Genomic DNA, 14,509 nt, shown 5'->3' on the forward strand with positions numbered 1-14,509 from the left:
CAATCTTGTCAACACTAAAAAACCTGCCGATTAGTAGACAGGTTTTTGATAAAGCACAAATTGACAACGGCTCAGCACTTGATAACTTCCCGCTCCAGTTCCTCGCACCAATTGTGTCCGCAATTTTCCACTTCAATGACCGAGAAGCCTTTGGCGCGCATAAATTGTACCGCCTCATCGCTACAAATAAAATGATCGTTTTTTCCTCTGATCATGATTAAGTTTTCTTTAGGAATACTCTCTAACTTCTGGGAAAAATCAAGTTGCAAAAGTTTCACGCACCGCACGATTTCCAATATATAACAAAAAGGATTCAGTGAATATTTTTGTCGCTCAAAGAATAGCCCTTCGGTAGAAATAAATTTTACCCAATTCAAAAACCAACGGAAAATATTTTTTCTCGGCAAAGGTGGGCTGACTAAAATTAATTTTCCTTTCCCATCCCAATCTCGCAAAGCCGAAAGCGCACCCAAACTTAGCCCGATGATGTGATTGCTATTATTGCTTGCATCAAAAGTACCGATTTGGACGCTCAGATTTTCAGACTCGTGATATAATTTCAGTCCGGTCATCCAACCGGGGAGAAGTAAAATTTTGTCAGACATATTATCAGCTTATTTTGATAGTTTATTGATACTTTGAACAACATCTGGCAACTCCAAGCAAGAGTCTTCTCCTTCAATCGCCCCAGAAAAATGCTTGGCGTTATGCTTGATGATAATTTCCGCCCCTAGTTTTTCTTTGAAAATATTTGCATATTTCAAATCTACATAAGGATCATCGTCGGAATGAATTGCCACGAACCCATTTTTCGATCTGCTTTTAATTTTCGCAAGATCGATCGGCGTTTCAAAAAAATTTTGGATTTCATCAAATCCTACGTTTTCATTAAATCCAGCCACAAAAACCACGCCACCGACTTTTTCCGTTTCTTTGAGTGTTTCCAGATAACGCATAATCGTAGCACAACCGATGCTGTGCCCGATAAGATAGAGCTCGACATCGGGCGCGCTAATCACTTCTTGCAGTTTCGGCACCCACTGATTCATCTTTGGCATTTCCGTTTCTGGAAAAGCCGGCACTTCAACCTGAAAACCTTTTGCTTCCAGTTCTTTTTTGACCCAAGAGTACCAGCAATACTGCGGATATCCTTCCCAACAATGGACAATGATTGCTCGTTTCATGATTTTAAATATTTTGTTATTTAATTACGTTCTGATTCCTTCAAGAAACTCCTGCCAACAACCATACCAATCACTGATCCAATGATAGCACCAGCGACGAATTCAGAAAACCAGTGAATGCTGGTCATCGCCACAGCGATGCCGACATAGAAAGCATAGGCCAGGGCGATGGTGCGGATAAGTTTGTTTTTGGGAAACATGACCCAAATGGTGACCATCATGGCAAAAGCAATGGTCGTGTGCGATGATGGCCAACCCCAAAAAACGCCGTGGCGCAAAAAGCCAAACTGAAACTGATGGCTAATGTCCACCAATTTACTGCCATCAATAATCGCCGCATGCGAGTGACCGGGCGGCTGGATTCTTCCGGTGAAAGCTTTATAGAAACTGGAAATGAGCACACCAAGAAGAGCCGCTTGCGCTACCGCCACTCCAACTTTCAATGCTTTTCTATTTTTCAAAAGTAATCCAACCAAAATCAAAATAAGCGGAAGAAGCACCGGCAAAGTCGTTCCCAGCGCCAAGGCAGGAAAAAAATCAGCCCGCCAAGCGACAGTGATGGCATAGAGAAAAAATTTCCAGTCGAACCCAGAGACCACAATAATGTAAGTGAGCGCAATCGCCAAAAAATGCCAGAGCAAATTATACCCGGAAAAAATCTTCAGGATATTTCGAAATAGTTGGTTGAAAAAATTTCGCATAATATTATTAATCGAAGACGGTCCTCGACTCACAACCAATCAGCCACAATTTTCGCCATTTTTGCTTCGTGATTTCTAAATGAATGATCGGCGCCTTTCACAATTTCATAACTAAAATCTGATTTGTAGCCTTTTAAAATGTCCACACTCTTTCTGACATCCACTCCGGAAAATTCATCAATCTCACCATAGACGACCAGCGTAGATTTTTTGATTGATTTGAAATGTCGGAAACGCTCTTTTGTCGACAAGTTAATTTTATTCATAACTTCGTAATATGGAAACGTGTTATAATCTCCGTCCGGGTTCGCTGTGTCATAAAAACTGGCATAGGAATATATAAGATCATATCCCAACAGTTCTGGCATGATTTCAGTGCCTTTGCCCACTTTAATTTTTTCCTTGGCTTTGGACAGCATTGCAAAAAATTTTCTTTCTCCCAGCATCTCACAAAAAATCCCCGTATCATCTCCACCGGAAAGCAAAACGTATTTGGCAATTTGGTTTTTTGGTTTGTAGAAATTATACACACAAATTTTGTTGGCTCCCGTAGACTCGCCAATCAGAAAGAACTCTTCGAAGCCTAATTTTTTGAGAAAACTGATCGCCCCATCAATATCTTCCACACATTCTTTTATCTTTTCATAGGCCGTCCCATATCTGATTCTTTCTATTTTTCCGCACCTTCTCACATTCAGTTTTTTGACAATATGCGCGCCGCGATTATTGAAAAAGAGGCTCGAGATCCCCCGCTTCTCTAGTGCATCTGCCAATATTCGATTCTGCACTTCATCATAAAAAACCGACGAGCTCCCATTGCCGTGGAGCATAATAGCAACTTTCTTGGACTTTTTCCCCACATACAAAAGCCCAGGAAGAGTCAACCCGTCTTTTGTGTTAAGTTCGATGTATTTTGGGTTTTGCATAGATGTATTAATTTAGTCAATTTAGTCGATGACCGTCCTCGATTTTTCCCCCGCAAACAGTTTGGCAAGAAAATTATCCGTACCGCTTCTATTTTTTATGTGGATTATTTTATCTTCAAAACCTTTTAGAGCCTCCTCTATTTCCGGTCTTTCCGCTCTTTTCCACATGACTTCTAAATAATTCCAGTCAAATTTTTCAATACACCCCGCCGCCATTTCCGGTCTAGTTTTGCCTCGACATCTCCACCACCTGCTTAAACCACCCCAAAATGCCTGCCAGCCAGAATAATCCAAGTAAATTATAGTATCTGCATTTTTCAATTTACTTTTGGCAGCTGGGTGGATAAAGCCTTCAATAATCCACCTATCCTTTTTAATAATCTCTTCTAATTTTTGTTCCACTATTTTTTCATCTATTTCTTTCCAATTTTCGCCCCAAACAAACTCGTCATAATGAGTGACTGGAATTTTTGAAAAATCGGATAATTTTCTTGCCAATCTCGTTTTGCCAGTTCCGCTTATTCCGATAATCAATACTTTGTCCATTGTAACAAAAAATTTATTTGATTAACCCTTTAGAGTATAAATCGTCAAAAATTAGGTGGTCAACGGGAGAAGTCATTGGTTTTTGAGAATAAGTGAAAAAGGCCATTTTCTCTATTTCAGCGTCAGGCTTTAATTCGCCCTTATAGTCAGCAGTGCAGCATGTCATGCGAACAACAGTACCTAAGGGCTTGCCGTGTGCTTGCGTTTCAAAAGTTCCATAATGCTTTATTGTATCAGGAACAAGATCAACACAGAGCTCTTCTTTGATCTCGCGGATTAAAGCCTCCTGGTCAGTTTCGTCCTTCTCCCGTTTACCGCCGGGGATATACCACGTATCTTTTCCCTTGCTTAAAGTTTCCAATACTTTTTCATCCTTGAGATGGATGTAGGCTAGCTTGTCGATAAATTGTTTTTCCATAGATTTAATTAAATAAATTTTTATTATTTTATATAACTCGATTATATCAGACACCCCTGAAAAAACCACCCTGGGAGGGTGGTTTCAAAATAATTTACTTCCAATTTTTTCCAAGCAATGGAGTTGATGGCGTAAGAGTGATAATCGATTCTTCAGATATTTTTTCTGGATTAACCTTATCTGAATTACCAAAATTATCATTAAGTGTCCCCTCCTCATTTAGAGTTACAATGTATTGGAATTTAGTCCCGGTTTTGCTCAAATTTTCTAAAAATTCATACAGACTGATAAAATGTGCCTTATCTATTCCGTCAAAGATACCATCATGCACCAAAAACTTCGGGCCACATAAATTTCTTCTAATCGCATTAAATAGAATCGCCAAATCATAAATTAACGTTCTTCCTTTATTTTTCCCGTAAGAAAGATCCGAAGAAAGGACAACATTCATATCGATTCTTGAATCTTTACGTTTTTTCGGACTAAAAATAAAAGCTGAATCTCCTTCATTTTCGACATATATAGCATCATGAATTTCAAAGAAAACATTTCTAAATTCTGATAACTCTTTTTTAATTTTTTGAGAGAAAGCTTCTATTTCAACATACAATTTCGCACTTTCTACTTCCCTCTCAGCCATTTCATTTCTTAAATCACGATATGTTTTAATTCGTCCATCTAGATCGCTCATTTCATCTCTCTTTCTACTTAAATTCATGTATGCTTCCGAAAGATCATTAATTGCTTTTTTCGCACTTAAAAACTGGAAAAGTTTTGACCTTTTCTCCTCAAGTTCATTAATCTTATTACTCTTGTCCTTTATGGATTCCTTTAGCGAGTGAATTTCTGAAGAAAGAAAATCCTTTCTTGATTGAGAAATCGCTTTCCTGAAATTTATTGCATCGTCTAATGTTTTTTTAATATTTCCAGCCAACAACTCATTCAGCTCGCTATATATTTTTTTTATTTTTGCAACATTTACATCATCTTTTAATGAAAAACTCTCCTCATAAAATTCTATTTTTCTCCTATCTGAGTAATTATCATGCCATAACTCTTTAATTTGAGATGTAAGCTTGTTGCTTTCTTTTTCTACATCTTCGTACTGTTCTGCCAGCTTGAAGCTGTCAATGTTTTTCTCTAAGCTGCTGATTTGAGATTTTAGTTTATCAATTTCACTTTCCGCCTGAGAAATATCATTTAATCCATATTTTTCTTGAACGAGGTTCGTGACCTCCCTTATGGCAGGTCTCAAGGCCTTAATGTCCGAGCAAACAACAAAATTTCTATAGAAAACCGTGTTATCAATACCCATTAAAAACAGATGCAGCGGGATCAATTCCTCTTCCTTTGAGTTATTGTGTAGAAATTTAATGGGATCCTTAAAGTTAACTTTTGCATTTGTAGACTGATTTTTTATAAAAAATGGTAATAACTTTCTTAACCATTCATTGGAATATTTTCCATTGTAATTTGCGTCCTTGAAAATAAGATCACAAAGGATTCGACTAAGCTCTTTGTCTTTCTTGGTATTGCCATAATACTTCAATTCTTTGTCTTTTTCACCAAATAAAATATCTTGATTTGGTGTCTTGAAAGATCTTTTGACTACATAGATTTTATCATCTACTATAAATTCTAAAACAACGCTATAATCGTCCAGCTCGTTATTACTTTTTGCTGATTTGATATGCTGAGTCTCAGAGGACAATAAGCAATAATCAAGTAGATTTAATAAAAGTGATTTTCCTATGCCATTTAACGATTTTTTCTTATCACTCTTATTGTCTTTTTTGGCAAATATAAAATTCAAGCCATCCACAAATTCGATTGACTCAAATAATCCACTTGGTTCTGAATAAAGCTTGCTAAGAAACATAATTATTTTTTATAGAAATGCTAAAATCATTAAAATCAATTAATTCTGCGGTATAGAGAAACGAAAGTATATTATAAAATTGATCAATCCCTATGGACTTTTTTTGTCTAATTTCCTGGAATAAATTTTCCACATTATATTGCTTCTTTTTCAAGAAAGACAGGATGTCTGCTCCAACAACAAGCAGATTTCTTTGAAGATTTTCATGTTTTGAGGGGATAACCATAATTTTTTATTTTTTACCAAAATCACACCTTTCAAAAAAATATAACGCAACAGCAAGAGAATTGAAATAATATTCAGGATTTTCACGTTTTGATTTCGGGAGAAAATCCAATGCCATATTTTCTATGATTGATACCTTCTCAATCGGAACATAATGATTCTCTGCGCTCTTTATATCTCTAAATAGCTTTTGTATCTTAATAACAAGATAATCGATCTTTTCATCTCCGAGTTCTCTTTGATCATTAACGAATTGTCCAACTGAAATTATTTTGCTGTAGGTTTTCCTTACTAACTCTTCAATAGTTATTTTTGAATCTCCAGAAAAATTAATAGGGATTTTGCCCAAGCCATTTCCCCAGACCTGATCATTAAAATCTGATTCACCCAAAAATACAGATTCGCCTTGAAGTAAATAATCAAAAATTTCACCTATGATACCATAATCCTTCTGTTCCTCTGCAACATCATTATTATAATTAATTATTAAATCGCCTCCAGCTTGATTATTGGTACATCTATCTCCTGATTTTATACGTTGCCTCTCGTTCATAAGCTATTTGATATCTATATCCCTCCCCGCTTGATTATTTTGAGAATTTTTTCCACTTTTTTGAACTTGTTTTTTGTTTGTAATATTTTTATTTGTAATAAAAAAACCTATAATTGTTATCCCAACTGAGATAATTGCAAGTAGTCCTTGGTGATTATTTAGCCAATCATTCATATGAATAAAAATAATTTAAAATTAAGCAACTCGCTATTTATAATATAACACTTTAATTATCAAAAAACAATTATCACATCTAATTGCGCTCGACTATTTTTAGCAGCCTATCTAACCAAGTTTCCAAGAATAAAATAAAAATACTTGTCATTTATCACCTCCCTCACTTTGGCCTCATTTACGGCTCCTAAGTAATATTTTAGGATTAAATTAGTAGAAGACGGCTCTCAATTATTTGAGGAGATCTTCAATTTCTCAACAAACCGATGCATATTAGGGTCAAATTCTTCAATCGACATTGAGAGAATTTCTTCAAAACCGAGCCAATGATAGCCACCAAATTCTTTTTTGAATTCATCAGTTTCGTCGTTAATCTTCAAACTTGAGTCTCCCTTGAAAACGTACCACAAACTAACATCAATATGCCCGGGAGTCAAACCGACCGTTTCCGTCACAGTAATAAATAATGGGATCTCTGAAGCGCCAAACGCAGGCGCAGGCTCGATTCCTAATTCTTCAACCAGTTCTCGTTTGGCTGCTTCAAGTGGTAGCTCGTTTTTGTTGATATGCCCTCCGCTGGGAAGCTTTATCAATGCTTTTTTATGATCTAGCAATAAAATTTTTCTTTCTTTGAAATCAACTAAAACCGAATAACTGACCAAGTGCTTCAAGGGTGTGGCTGGTTTTTCAATGCGAAAAATTTCCACGCCGCTGGCAATCCAATCCAAAACGTCCTTCTGATGTTCTCGTTCTATCTCATCAAGCGGAACAATAGCTTGAATCAGTTTATTTATTTTTTCTCTAATTTTGCTCACAATAATTTTATCTCCTTCCCATCCCCAACAAATTTGCAAGTTCCATCTTCACAAAATATGCCCTGCCCATCCTTGAGAATGCGGATTGGATATTTTAAAGTTTGCATACCCTCCTTAACTTTCATTTCTTGTTCGTTGGTATAGTGAACTTTCAAAACAAATGGAACATAATTTAGAGCGGTAAAATCAGTGAGCCCGAATCTGCTTTTGCCGGTCTTATCCCAGTTTGCAACATCAATAGAAGGACACATAATATAAGCGCCGGCACTTGTGCCAATGTAAACCTTGCCTTCTTCGAGCAACTCTTTTAGCATTTCAGCAAATCCAGTCTCTCGTATTGCTTTTAATAAATAAAAAGTATTGCCACCCTCCATATGGATCACATTCTTGTCCTTAAAAAAACTTTTCAACTCCTCCTTTGTTTTACTTTCGATGTCAACTTCCTCAAAATCATACCCATTAGCCCGGATTATATTTTTTACATTTTCAAAAAAAGATTTATCCCGCGCACCTTTAGCAGCGGTGGTGATATAGCCGATTTTCATTTGATCTTTAGGAATACCAGTCAAGGCATACCCATATTTCAAAAGAAAGCTCACATCAGACGCAAGTATTATTTTCATAATCTTAATTTTCTATCGGATAAATATCAAAAGCGACTTCCTCATAAGGATGCACGGATTTCATTTTATTAATAACTTTTTCCAAAATTTCCCTCGGCACAATAACTTCAACTCGTTCTTCTTCTACTTCTTCGTACTTTCCCGCTTCGCCGATTGTCGGATTAGATTTTTCATTGCCCTTAAAGCGACCGATCCCGCGCGAAGAAAATGAGCAAAAATCATAGTTGCCAATCTTGCCAGCTCCCGCTTCGCCCAATGCTTTGCGAACAATATCCGCGTGGGATAGTGGAACAAAGACGACCAATTTTACGTTAGAAGTTTCCATATATTCAGTATAGCGCAAATCTTTGCCCAAATAAAGCTCTATTCATAAAAGCATAACTTAGACATCATTTGTTATCCGCTAAAAATAGAAGCTTCTATAGAGGCCTCTATAGAAGCTTCTAGAAAATTTGTTCACTATTAGTTGATGACGGCGCTCGATTTATTCATTGATTACTACAAATTCCGTTTCCCGAATTGCATAAACTGGCAATTCCTCTTTATAGCTCTTTAACATTTTTAGCTTGTCATCTCCACTAGAAGCGGCATATTCTCCCTTTGATTTATAATGCGTAATCATTTTTATATTCAGAAAATTCAAGCCTTCAAAAATCTGGTCATAATCTTGGTCATAATAGTATTTCGCAAACACAAGTGCGCCCGCTGAAGAGCCGATAGTAATTTTTCCTTCCAAGAGTTGTCTAAAATCAGAAATTTCCGCTAACCTTTTCTGAAGCTTCGGGGTATTGCCTCCTCGGAAAGATATCACGTCGCACTCTTTGATTTGTTTGATAAATTCATTTGAATTATCCGAGGCTAAAACATATTCAATATCCCATCTTCCAAAAACAAAATTAGAATTTTTTGTTTTTTTGTAAAGCATTTCCCAAGTTTCTTTTGGTCTAGCGAAAAAAACCACTAACACCTTGGATTTTCTCGGAATCAGGTTTAGAGATTTCCAGAGATTGATGTATTTTTTGAATGAAAATTCTTTCGTTCCACCGCCTTGGAGGATATATTCGATCATAAATTTTTTAGAATTCCTAGTACAAAGTAATGGCTTTATTTCTACAACAAGTTCAAATAATCTAGTCCCAAATACCCCACTTCGATATCAGTCAGTTGGCCGGCGCGAAGCAATTTACGAAATTCAGGAATAGTCAGAAGAATGGTCTCACAAATTTCCGAACTGGTATTTTTCGGCTCCGCCATTTTTTCACAATCTGTCGCCACAAAACAGCGCCGACGCATCGTCGAATAAGCATCATCTAAAATTTCTGCCACAAACTGAATTTTTCCACGATAGCCCGTCTCTTCAAGCAGTTCACGCTCAATCGCCTGCTCTGGCATCTCTCCGCTTTCCGTTCCGCCGCCGGGAAGTTCCAGGAGAATTTCATTCGGTCCCGGTCGAAATTGCCTTGCCAGAATCACTTCGTTATTTTTCGTCAGCGCCAAGATACAAATCGTCGGACCTTCTTTTTTAATGTAATAATCACTCTGCGTCCCATCAGGAAATTGAAACATCACTTTCTCGATTTTTCGACCATATTTTTGAAAAACCACTTCGCGCGACAATTCTTTCCATTTTTCGATTTTTGTTAGCATAGGATTATTTATAAATTGCAATTATTTGCTGAATGATTAGCTCATCAGCTTTGATATATTTTCCACCAAAATCAAACCATACTGTGAGAAAATCATCTTTTTCCAATTTTCTGATTTTGCCAATTTCCGGATCTTGCAGATAGATATATTTTTCGTCTAAGCCCGTCACGACTGAATAATGGCCATCCGGCACATTTGAGTCAGGGTAATCTATTCTGCCCCGCGTGAACCAATTCACAATCACTGGCACACCTTTTTCTAGCCATTTTTCAATATCTCCAAAACTGCTATTGTTTTTTATTTCCACTTTAAATCCCAGGCTTTCCGCTGCTCCTTTAATTCCTTGCGCATCAGTGCCCAGATCTTTTTTCACTTCGCATAGTTTTGCCAATTCTTTTTCCGTTTTTTCCACACCGTAATAGCCGAGAACTATTTTAAGCGAAGCTGGACCACACATGCTGGCGCTTAGTGTTTCCTGAAATGATTCAACCCTCAGTATTATTTTCATATCTGCAAACAATAAATTTTTTTCGCATTATCACTAAACACTTGTTCTTCAACGCTATCACTCAAATTCAATTCCTTCACTAATTGAATATGTTCATCGATTTTACACATCGGCCAATCAGTGCCAAAAATTACCTCATCCGGCCTATCAGCAATAGTTTTTCTTAATATTTCTTTAACTTTTTCTATGCCTCCACTTTTCCTGACCACCTCCGCATCAGCCATGGCGGCAATTTCAAAATAAATATTGGGAATGTCTTTGGTTATATCATAGCAATAATCCATTTTTGGCCAATAGTAATGCGTGATAATAACTTTAAGCTTCGGATATTTTTTGGCAACTTCTACGATATATTTTGGATCATTCCATTTGGCGCATTCACTATCACCTGAATTTTCTCCCGTATGAAATAATACAGGCACATTTAACTTCTGACACACATCATAATACGGCAGACACCTATCATCCGTCGGGTAATATGGATCATGACCGGGAAAAAATTTAAGTCCTTTAATTTTTCCTTCTTCTATGATTTTTTGATATTTTTCTAATTCACTTGAGCCCCTTTGGACAATTTGCGGACTGCCAAGCAAATACAGATTTTTACACTCTCCAATCAGTTCAACAGCCCTATCCAAATCAGCGATTTTTTCGCTACCTTCAATATTATCCGGAATAATGATGGCGGCGTTTATCTTATTTTTAACCATTTCTTCCAAAAGCAAATCTAACGCTCCCTGCAAAGAGATAACATTATTATCAAATATTGAAAGATGAACGTGAGAATCAATTATCATATTCATAGGCTATCTTGTTGAATAACGCATTTTCTCAATTTCTCCAAAAAATCATCCGGGCTAAAAACTTGAAGTACCCTAAAGCCAAGTCTAGCATATGTTCCACTTTTGTCTATGCAGTCATCAATTAGTAAAACATCTTCATAGCTTAGCTTATGCTTTTTTAGGTAATCATCAAAAAATGGGATAGAGTTATTCTTCACATCAAATTTCAGTATTTTTTGTTCAAAGGAAACTAAAAAATCATCAAAATAGTTTTCCAGTTTTAGTGCCGGCTTGGTATACTTCAAAAACGTATCCATATTATCCGTCGCAATCACACATTGAGTCCCCCGTTTTCTAATCTGAGCAACTAAGTCATAAACCTCATCGCTGACCAGTTGCATTTTTTGGCAACTCTCCGCCAAATCTTTCAGGATCAAATTGTCCGGATAACCAAATTCTTCGGAAATCAATTTGGCGACATATCTTTCGTCAAACTTAGCTCGCATCCACTCATCAATCAAATATCTATTTTTGACAAAGATATAATCAATGATGTTTTTGTGCCACGCGCGCCGTTCGTGTTTCGGATCAGCCAACTGACTCCAGAATAAAGAATGAGAGAGGGTTTTGTTCCAGTCAAAAAAGATTGTTTTGTATTGATTACGCATGGTTTGATTATAGCGTTTTCCCCTGGAATTGATAAGCTTTTTCTTACTTTTTCAAAGATAAGAAACTTGGCTTTGGTCATAAATTTTGTGGCTAATATTTAGGTCAGTGACATATTAGCTTCGTGGCAGAGGAAGTCAAGGCGAGTTATCCACTCCAGCGGGGAACGGAGGATATAGCAAAAAACCGCCAGCTGTGGCGGTAAAACAGAGCGGAGCGGTTAGTCAACGCAAAAAACACCATTCGAGGTGTTCTTATCAAAAGTCACAAACTTTTGCGATTAGTCCTATTCGCCTCTGAAAATAAAAACAGGGTGATAGCGAAACTTGCTACCACCCCAAGATAAAATCACTATTGAGCGACTCCTATTGCAAGAACACGCTTGCCATGCCTCTGACGCAGCCAACAAGGGCAACGACATATATCCCGCAAGAAGCCTCCACCTCTGCCAGGTCATCTTTAGTCGGCTCAGGCAAATTTTCAGGGGATGTTGGCATTGGTTCAATCTTTGACCCCTTGGAGAGCAGAGCAGTCAAGGCCTTGTAGGCGCTCTCGTATTGTTTCTTTAAAGCCAGTGGGTCTTTAGGGTCAATGCCCTTATAGACACTCCCGAAATAGAAGTTAAACACTTTTCGCAACTCATCTTGACTCGGCAGTTGCGGTTCCTCGCCAATTCCTGGCAAATATGCGTCAACCATTTTCCCCTCCCATTTTAGTTCATTAAGCTATTTATGGATTCAGAGAATCCCAATCCTCTCTAATAGACCGTCGCTGAGCGATAAAAGCTTCTTCTTCCTTCCTTTTCTCTTCCTCTTCCCTTCTTCTTTTGTCTTCCGCCACCTCCTTCAGAAGAGTTTGAACATTAAATCTCTTGGGAGGCTTGTAGATGACCAAATAATTACAGAAGGAGGAAAAGATAAAGGCAATCTTGTCCGATTCATTGCCAAGGCTCACGATGCACTCAGCAACTGTCTGGGAGAAATCTACCCTACCTTCGACAGAACGATGTCTCCTCCACGTATGAGGTTTCCACAAGCTGAATTCTTCCAGAGGAAGCTCCCGCTTTATAATGTCCCCATTTTTGTCAAGAAGAATGATTCGTTCAAAGAGATAATATCCATCACCTTCACCGCTATCGATGTATTTCTCAAGAATGATTCTTCCCAGCAGGTCTTTGTCCACTCGTGAAACTAGAATCTGCTGGATATATTTCCTATGCTTCTGAGAAATATATTTGCTGAGCCAGGGAAATTCTTGAAAAAATGCATCTCTTCTTTTTTCAGAAAATAAAGTCATTGTAACCTCCTTTGATTTTCAGCTGTTGTTGTCGACAATAGCATCCCGTTTATTGCCAACCTAATGGTTACTGTGCAACTTCATCCCGAATGTTACACATTAAAAGAACTGCTATTATCAACTAATTGTTGATGTTTTACGTTAGCACAAAATTAGTTATTAGTCAACGAGCTGAGCAATGGACAAAAAATGCTGAAAAACCCACCCACAAAACGAACTCGTTCCGGGGTAAAAAACACAAAAACCTGCCCCATAAAAAACCCCATCCAAAAAACGGATGGGGGTTCTGACAACGCTGTGTCAGGTTTATTATCTGGGGGCTATGCCCCGTAAATCGCAAATACAAAATATCCGGCGGCACAAGCAAGCCGGCAAAAAGTTAAAACTTTCAACTTCTCACCTCCTTTCACTAATAATTATTGATGAAGAAATAATCGGATATAGCCAAAATAAAAACTACTTAGAATGGCTATGACAAATCCAATAGGCACCCAGCGGGGTAACTTTTGTTGCATCGTACGTCTCCTTTCTGAAAAGAACCAAAAAATAGAAAAAAGAAATATAAAAAACAAAAACACCTAAGTGTAGGTATCTCAGTTTCACATATTTCCTTTTTATCACAATTTCCCCTCGAGAAAATTGGGCATCAAAATGCCTAGTGGCAAAATTATCACATCCTTTTGCGATTAGTCCAAAAAACGAAGTCTAAATCCTCTGAGAGATTCATTACTGAATCAATGTGTAAGCTGTACAAGTCCTACAACTAACGATTATTTGGCTCGTTTCGGCCTTTGCTGTTACCTTGGATTACTCCAAGATTACGACCAGCGGGCAAAATCAATATCCTGCAACATTCAGTTTTGACACCGGATGTCTTTGTGCAGAATACTCTACGATTTTACCATATCTCCCTAGAAAGGAGGTGATCCATCCACAGCTTCCGCTACGGATGCCTTGTTACGACTTCACCCTTATCATCGATCCTACCGTGGTCCCTGCTTTGAAACAGGGCCTTCGGGTATTACCGACTCTCTTGGTGTGACGGGCGGTGAGTACAAGATCCGAGAACGTATTCACCGTGACATAGCTGATTCACGATTACTAGTGATTCCAACTTCATGAGGTCGAGTTGCAGACCTCAATCCGAACTGAGAACAGCTTTTTGGGATTGGCTCCACCTTGCGGTTTGGCTACCCTTTGTACTGTCCATTGTAGCACGTGTGTTGCCCAGGGCGTCAAAGGGCCATGCTGATTTGACGTCATCCCCACCCTCCTCCCAGAACTTTGTTCGCTACGCTCTCAAAGCAATTTTGAATTTTGAATTATCAATTTTGAATAAAATTATAATTCCCTAATTTTGAAACATTCGAAATTGAATCATTAAAAATTCATTCGAAATTCAAAATTATGATTTCAAAATTACTTTGGGCTAACGCCCAAAGTTCTGGGCAGTCTCGCGTGACATATATAACACGCGATAGGGGTTGCGCTCGTTTCCTGACTTAACAGAACATCTTACGACACGAGCTGACGACAACCATGCAGCACCTGCTTAGCACCCTCGAA

Annotated in this window: 20 protein-coding genes and 1 rRNA gene; all 21 read right to left on the reverse strand. The window is 37.9% G+C overall.

Features of this window, described 5'->3' with window-relative positions:
* Nucleotides 1-71: 71 nt before the first annotated feature.
* The gene (locus WC848_05310) at nucleotides 72-605 is read right to left on the reverse strand and encodes an alpha/beta hydrolase (protein MFA5962074.1); all 534 of its coding nucleotides are present in this window, start codon (nucleotides 603-605) and stop codon (nucleotides 72-74) included.
* Nucleotides 606-614: 9 nt separating this feature from the next.
* The gene (locus WC848_05315; protein MFA5962075.1) at nucleotides 615-1,184 is read right to left on the reverse strand and encodes an alpha/beta hydrolase; all 570 of its coding nucleotides are present in this window, start codon (nucleotides 1,182-1,184) and stop codon (nucleotides 615-617) included.
* 20 nt (nucleotides 1,185-1,204) lie between these two features.
* Nucleotides 1,205-1,885 carry a phosphatase PAP2 family protein gene (locus WC848_05320; protein ID MFA5962076.1) on the reverse strand — a complete coding sequence of 227 codons (681 nt, stop codon included), beginning with the start codon at nucleotides 1,883-1,885 and terminating at the stop codon, nucleotides 1,205-1,207.
* A gap of 29 nt (nucleotides 1,886-1,914) precedes the next feature.
* Nucleotides 1,915-2,811, reverse strand: coding sequence for a DUF1749 domain-containing protein (locus WC848_05325; protein MFA5962077.1), 897 nt, complete (start codon nucleotides 2,809-2,811; stop codon nucleotides 1,915-1,917).
* A gap of 21 nt (nucleotides 2,812-2,832) precedes the next feature.
* Nucleotides 2,833-3,357 (reverse strand): hypothetical protein, encoded by a 525-nt coding sequence (locus WC848_05330; protein MFA5962078.1) that lies wholly within the window; start codon nucleotides 3,355-3,357, stop codon nucleotides 2,833-2,835.
* 13 nt (nucleotides 3,358-3,370) lie between these two features.
* A complete protein-coding gene (locus tag WC848_05335; protein ID MFA5962079.1) occupies nucleotides 3,371-3,775 on the reverse strand; it encodes an NUDIX domain-containing protein in 405 nt (134 codons plus the stop codon).
* Between the two features lie 94 nt (nucleotides 3,776-3,869).
* Complete coding sequence (locus tag WC848_05340; protein MFA5962080.1) at nucleotides 3,870-5,654, reverse strand: DUF2326 domain-containing protein; 1,785 nt, start codon at nucleotides 5,652-5,654, stop codon at nucleotides 3,870-3,872.
* A complete protein-coding gene (locus tag WC848_05345; protein MFA5962081.1) occupies nucleotides 5,644-5,880 on the reverse strand; it encodes an ABC-three component system middle component 6 in 237 nt (78 codons plus the stop codon). The genes WC848_05340 and WC848_05345 overlap by 11 nt, the downstream gene beginning before the upstream one ends.
* Nucleotides 5,881-5,886: 6 nt before the next feature.
* On the reverse strand, nucleotides 5,887-6,432 hold the full coding sequence (locus tag WC848_05350; protein ID MFA5962082.1) for a hypothetical protein: 546 nt from the start codon (nucleotides 6,430-6,432) through the stop codon (nucleotides 5,887-5,889).
* Between the two features lie 3 nt (nucleotides 6,433-6,435).
* The gene (locus WC848_05355; GenBank protein ID MFA5962083.1) at nucleotides 6,436-6,606 is read right to left on the reverse strand and encodes a hypothetical protein; all 171 of its coding nucleotides are present in this window, start codon (nucleotides 6,604-6,606) and stop codon (nucleotides 6,436-6,438) included.
* A gap of 227 nt (nucleotides 6,607-6,833) precedes the next feature.
* Nucleotides 6,834-7,421: an NUDIX domain-containing protein gene (locus WC848_05360; GenBank protein MFA5962084.1), complete on the reverse strand. Its 588-nt coding sequence runs from the start codon at nucleotides 7,419-7,421 to the stop codon at nucleotides 6,834-6,836.
* Nucleotides 7,418-8,044 carry a Type 1 glutamine amidotransferase-like domain-containing protein gene (locus tag WC848_05365; protein ID MFA5962085.1) on the reverse strand — a complete coding sequence of 209 codons (627 nt, stop codon included), beginning with the start codon at nucleotides 8,042-8,044 and terminating at the stop codon, nucleotides 7,418-7,420. Before WC848_05365 ends, WC848_05360 begins: the two co-directional genes overlap by 4 nt.
* A gap of 4 nt (nucleotides 8,045-8,048) precedes the next feature.
* Nucleotides 8,049-8,369, reverse strand: a complete 321-nt coding sequence (locus WC848_05370) for a hypothetical protein (GenBank protein MFA5962086.1) — start codon at nucleotides 8,367-8,369, stop codon at nucleotides 8,049-8,051.
* 159 nt (nucleotides 8,370-8,528) lie between these two features.
* On the reverse strand, nucleotides 8,529-9,113 hold the full coding sequence (locus WC848_05375) for a Type 1 glutamine amidotransferase-like domain-containing protein (protein MFA5962087.1): 585 nt from the start codon (nucleotides 9,111-9,113) through the stop codon (nucleotides 8,529-8,531).
* 41 nt (nucleotides 9,114-9,154) lie between these two features.
* Nucleotides 9,155-9,691 carry an NUDIX hydrolase gene (locus WC848_05380; protein MFA5962088.1) on the reverse strand — a complete coding sequence of 179 codons (537 nt, stop codon included), beginning with the start codon at nucleotides 9,689-9,691 and terminating at the stop codon, nucleotides 9,155-9,157.
* Nucleotides 9,692-9,695: 4 nt separating this feature from the next.
* On the reverse strand, nucleotides 9,696-10,199 hold the full coding sequence (locus WC848_05385; protein MFA5962089.1) for a cysteine peptidase family C39 domain-containing protein: 504 nt from the start codon (nucleotides 10,197-10,199) through the stop codon (nucleotides 9,696-9,698).
* Nucleotides 10,196-11,002, reverse strand: a complete 807-nt coding sequence (locus WC848_05390; protein MFA5962090.1) for an amidohydrolase family protein — start codon at nucleotides 11,000-11,002, stop codon at nucleotides 10,196-10,198. The genes WC848_05385 and WC848_05390 overlap by 4 nt, the downstream gene beginning before the upstream one ends.
* Entirely contained in the window at nucleotides 10,999-11,649 is a 651-nt protein-coding gene (locus WC848_05395; GenBank protein ID MFA5962091.1) for a haloacid dehalogenase-like hydrolase, read from the reverse strand. The genes WC848_05390 and WC848_05395 overlap by 4 nt, the downstream gene beginning before the upstream one ends.
* A gap of 363 nt (nucleotides 11,650-12,012) precedes the next feature.
* Nucleotides 12,013-12,345 carry a hypothetical protein gene (locus tag WC848_05400; GenBank protein ID MFA5962092.1) on the reverse strand — a complete coding sequence of 111 codons (333 nt, stop codon included), beginning with the start codon at nucleotides 12,343-12,345 and terminating at the stop codon, nucleotides 12,013-12,015.
* 31 nt (nucleotides 12,346-12,376) lie between these two features.
* The gene (locus WC848_05405; protein ID MFA5962093.1) at nucleotides 12,377-12,943 is read right to left on the reverse strand and encodes a hypothetical protein; all 567 of its coding nucleotides are present in this window, start codon (nucleotides 12,941-12,943) and stop codon (nucleotides 12,377-12,379) included.
* Nucleotides 12,944-13,858: 915 nt separating this feature from the next.
* Nucleotides 13,859-14,509 (reverse strand): 16S ribosomal RNA (locus WC848_05410); the annotation flags it as partial.

The organism is Parcubacteria group bacterium (assembly GCA_041659505.1).
GTDB lineage: Bacteria > Patescibacteriota > Minisyncoccia > Moranbacterales > UBA2206 > UBA9630.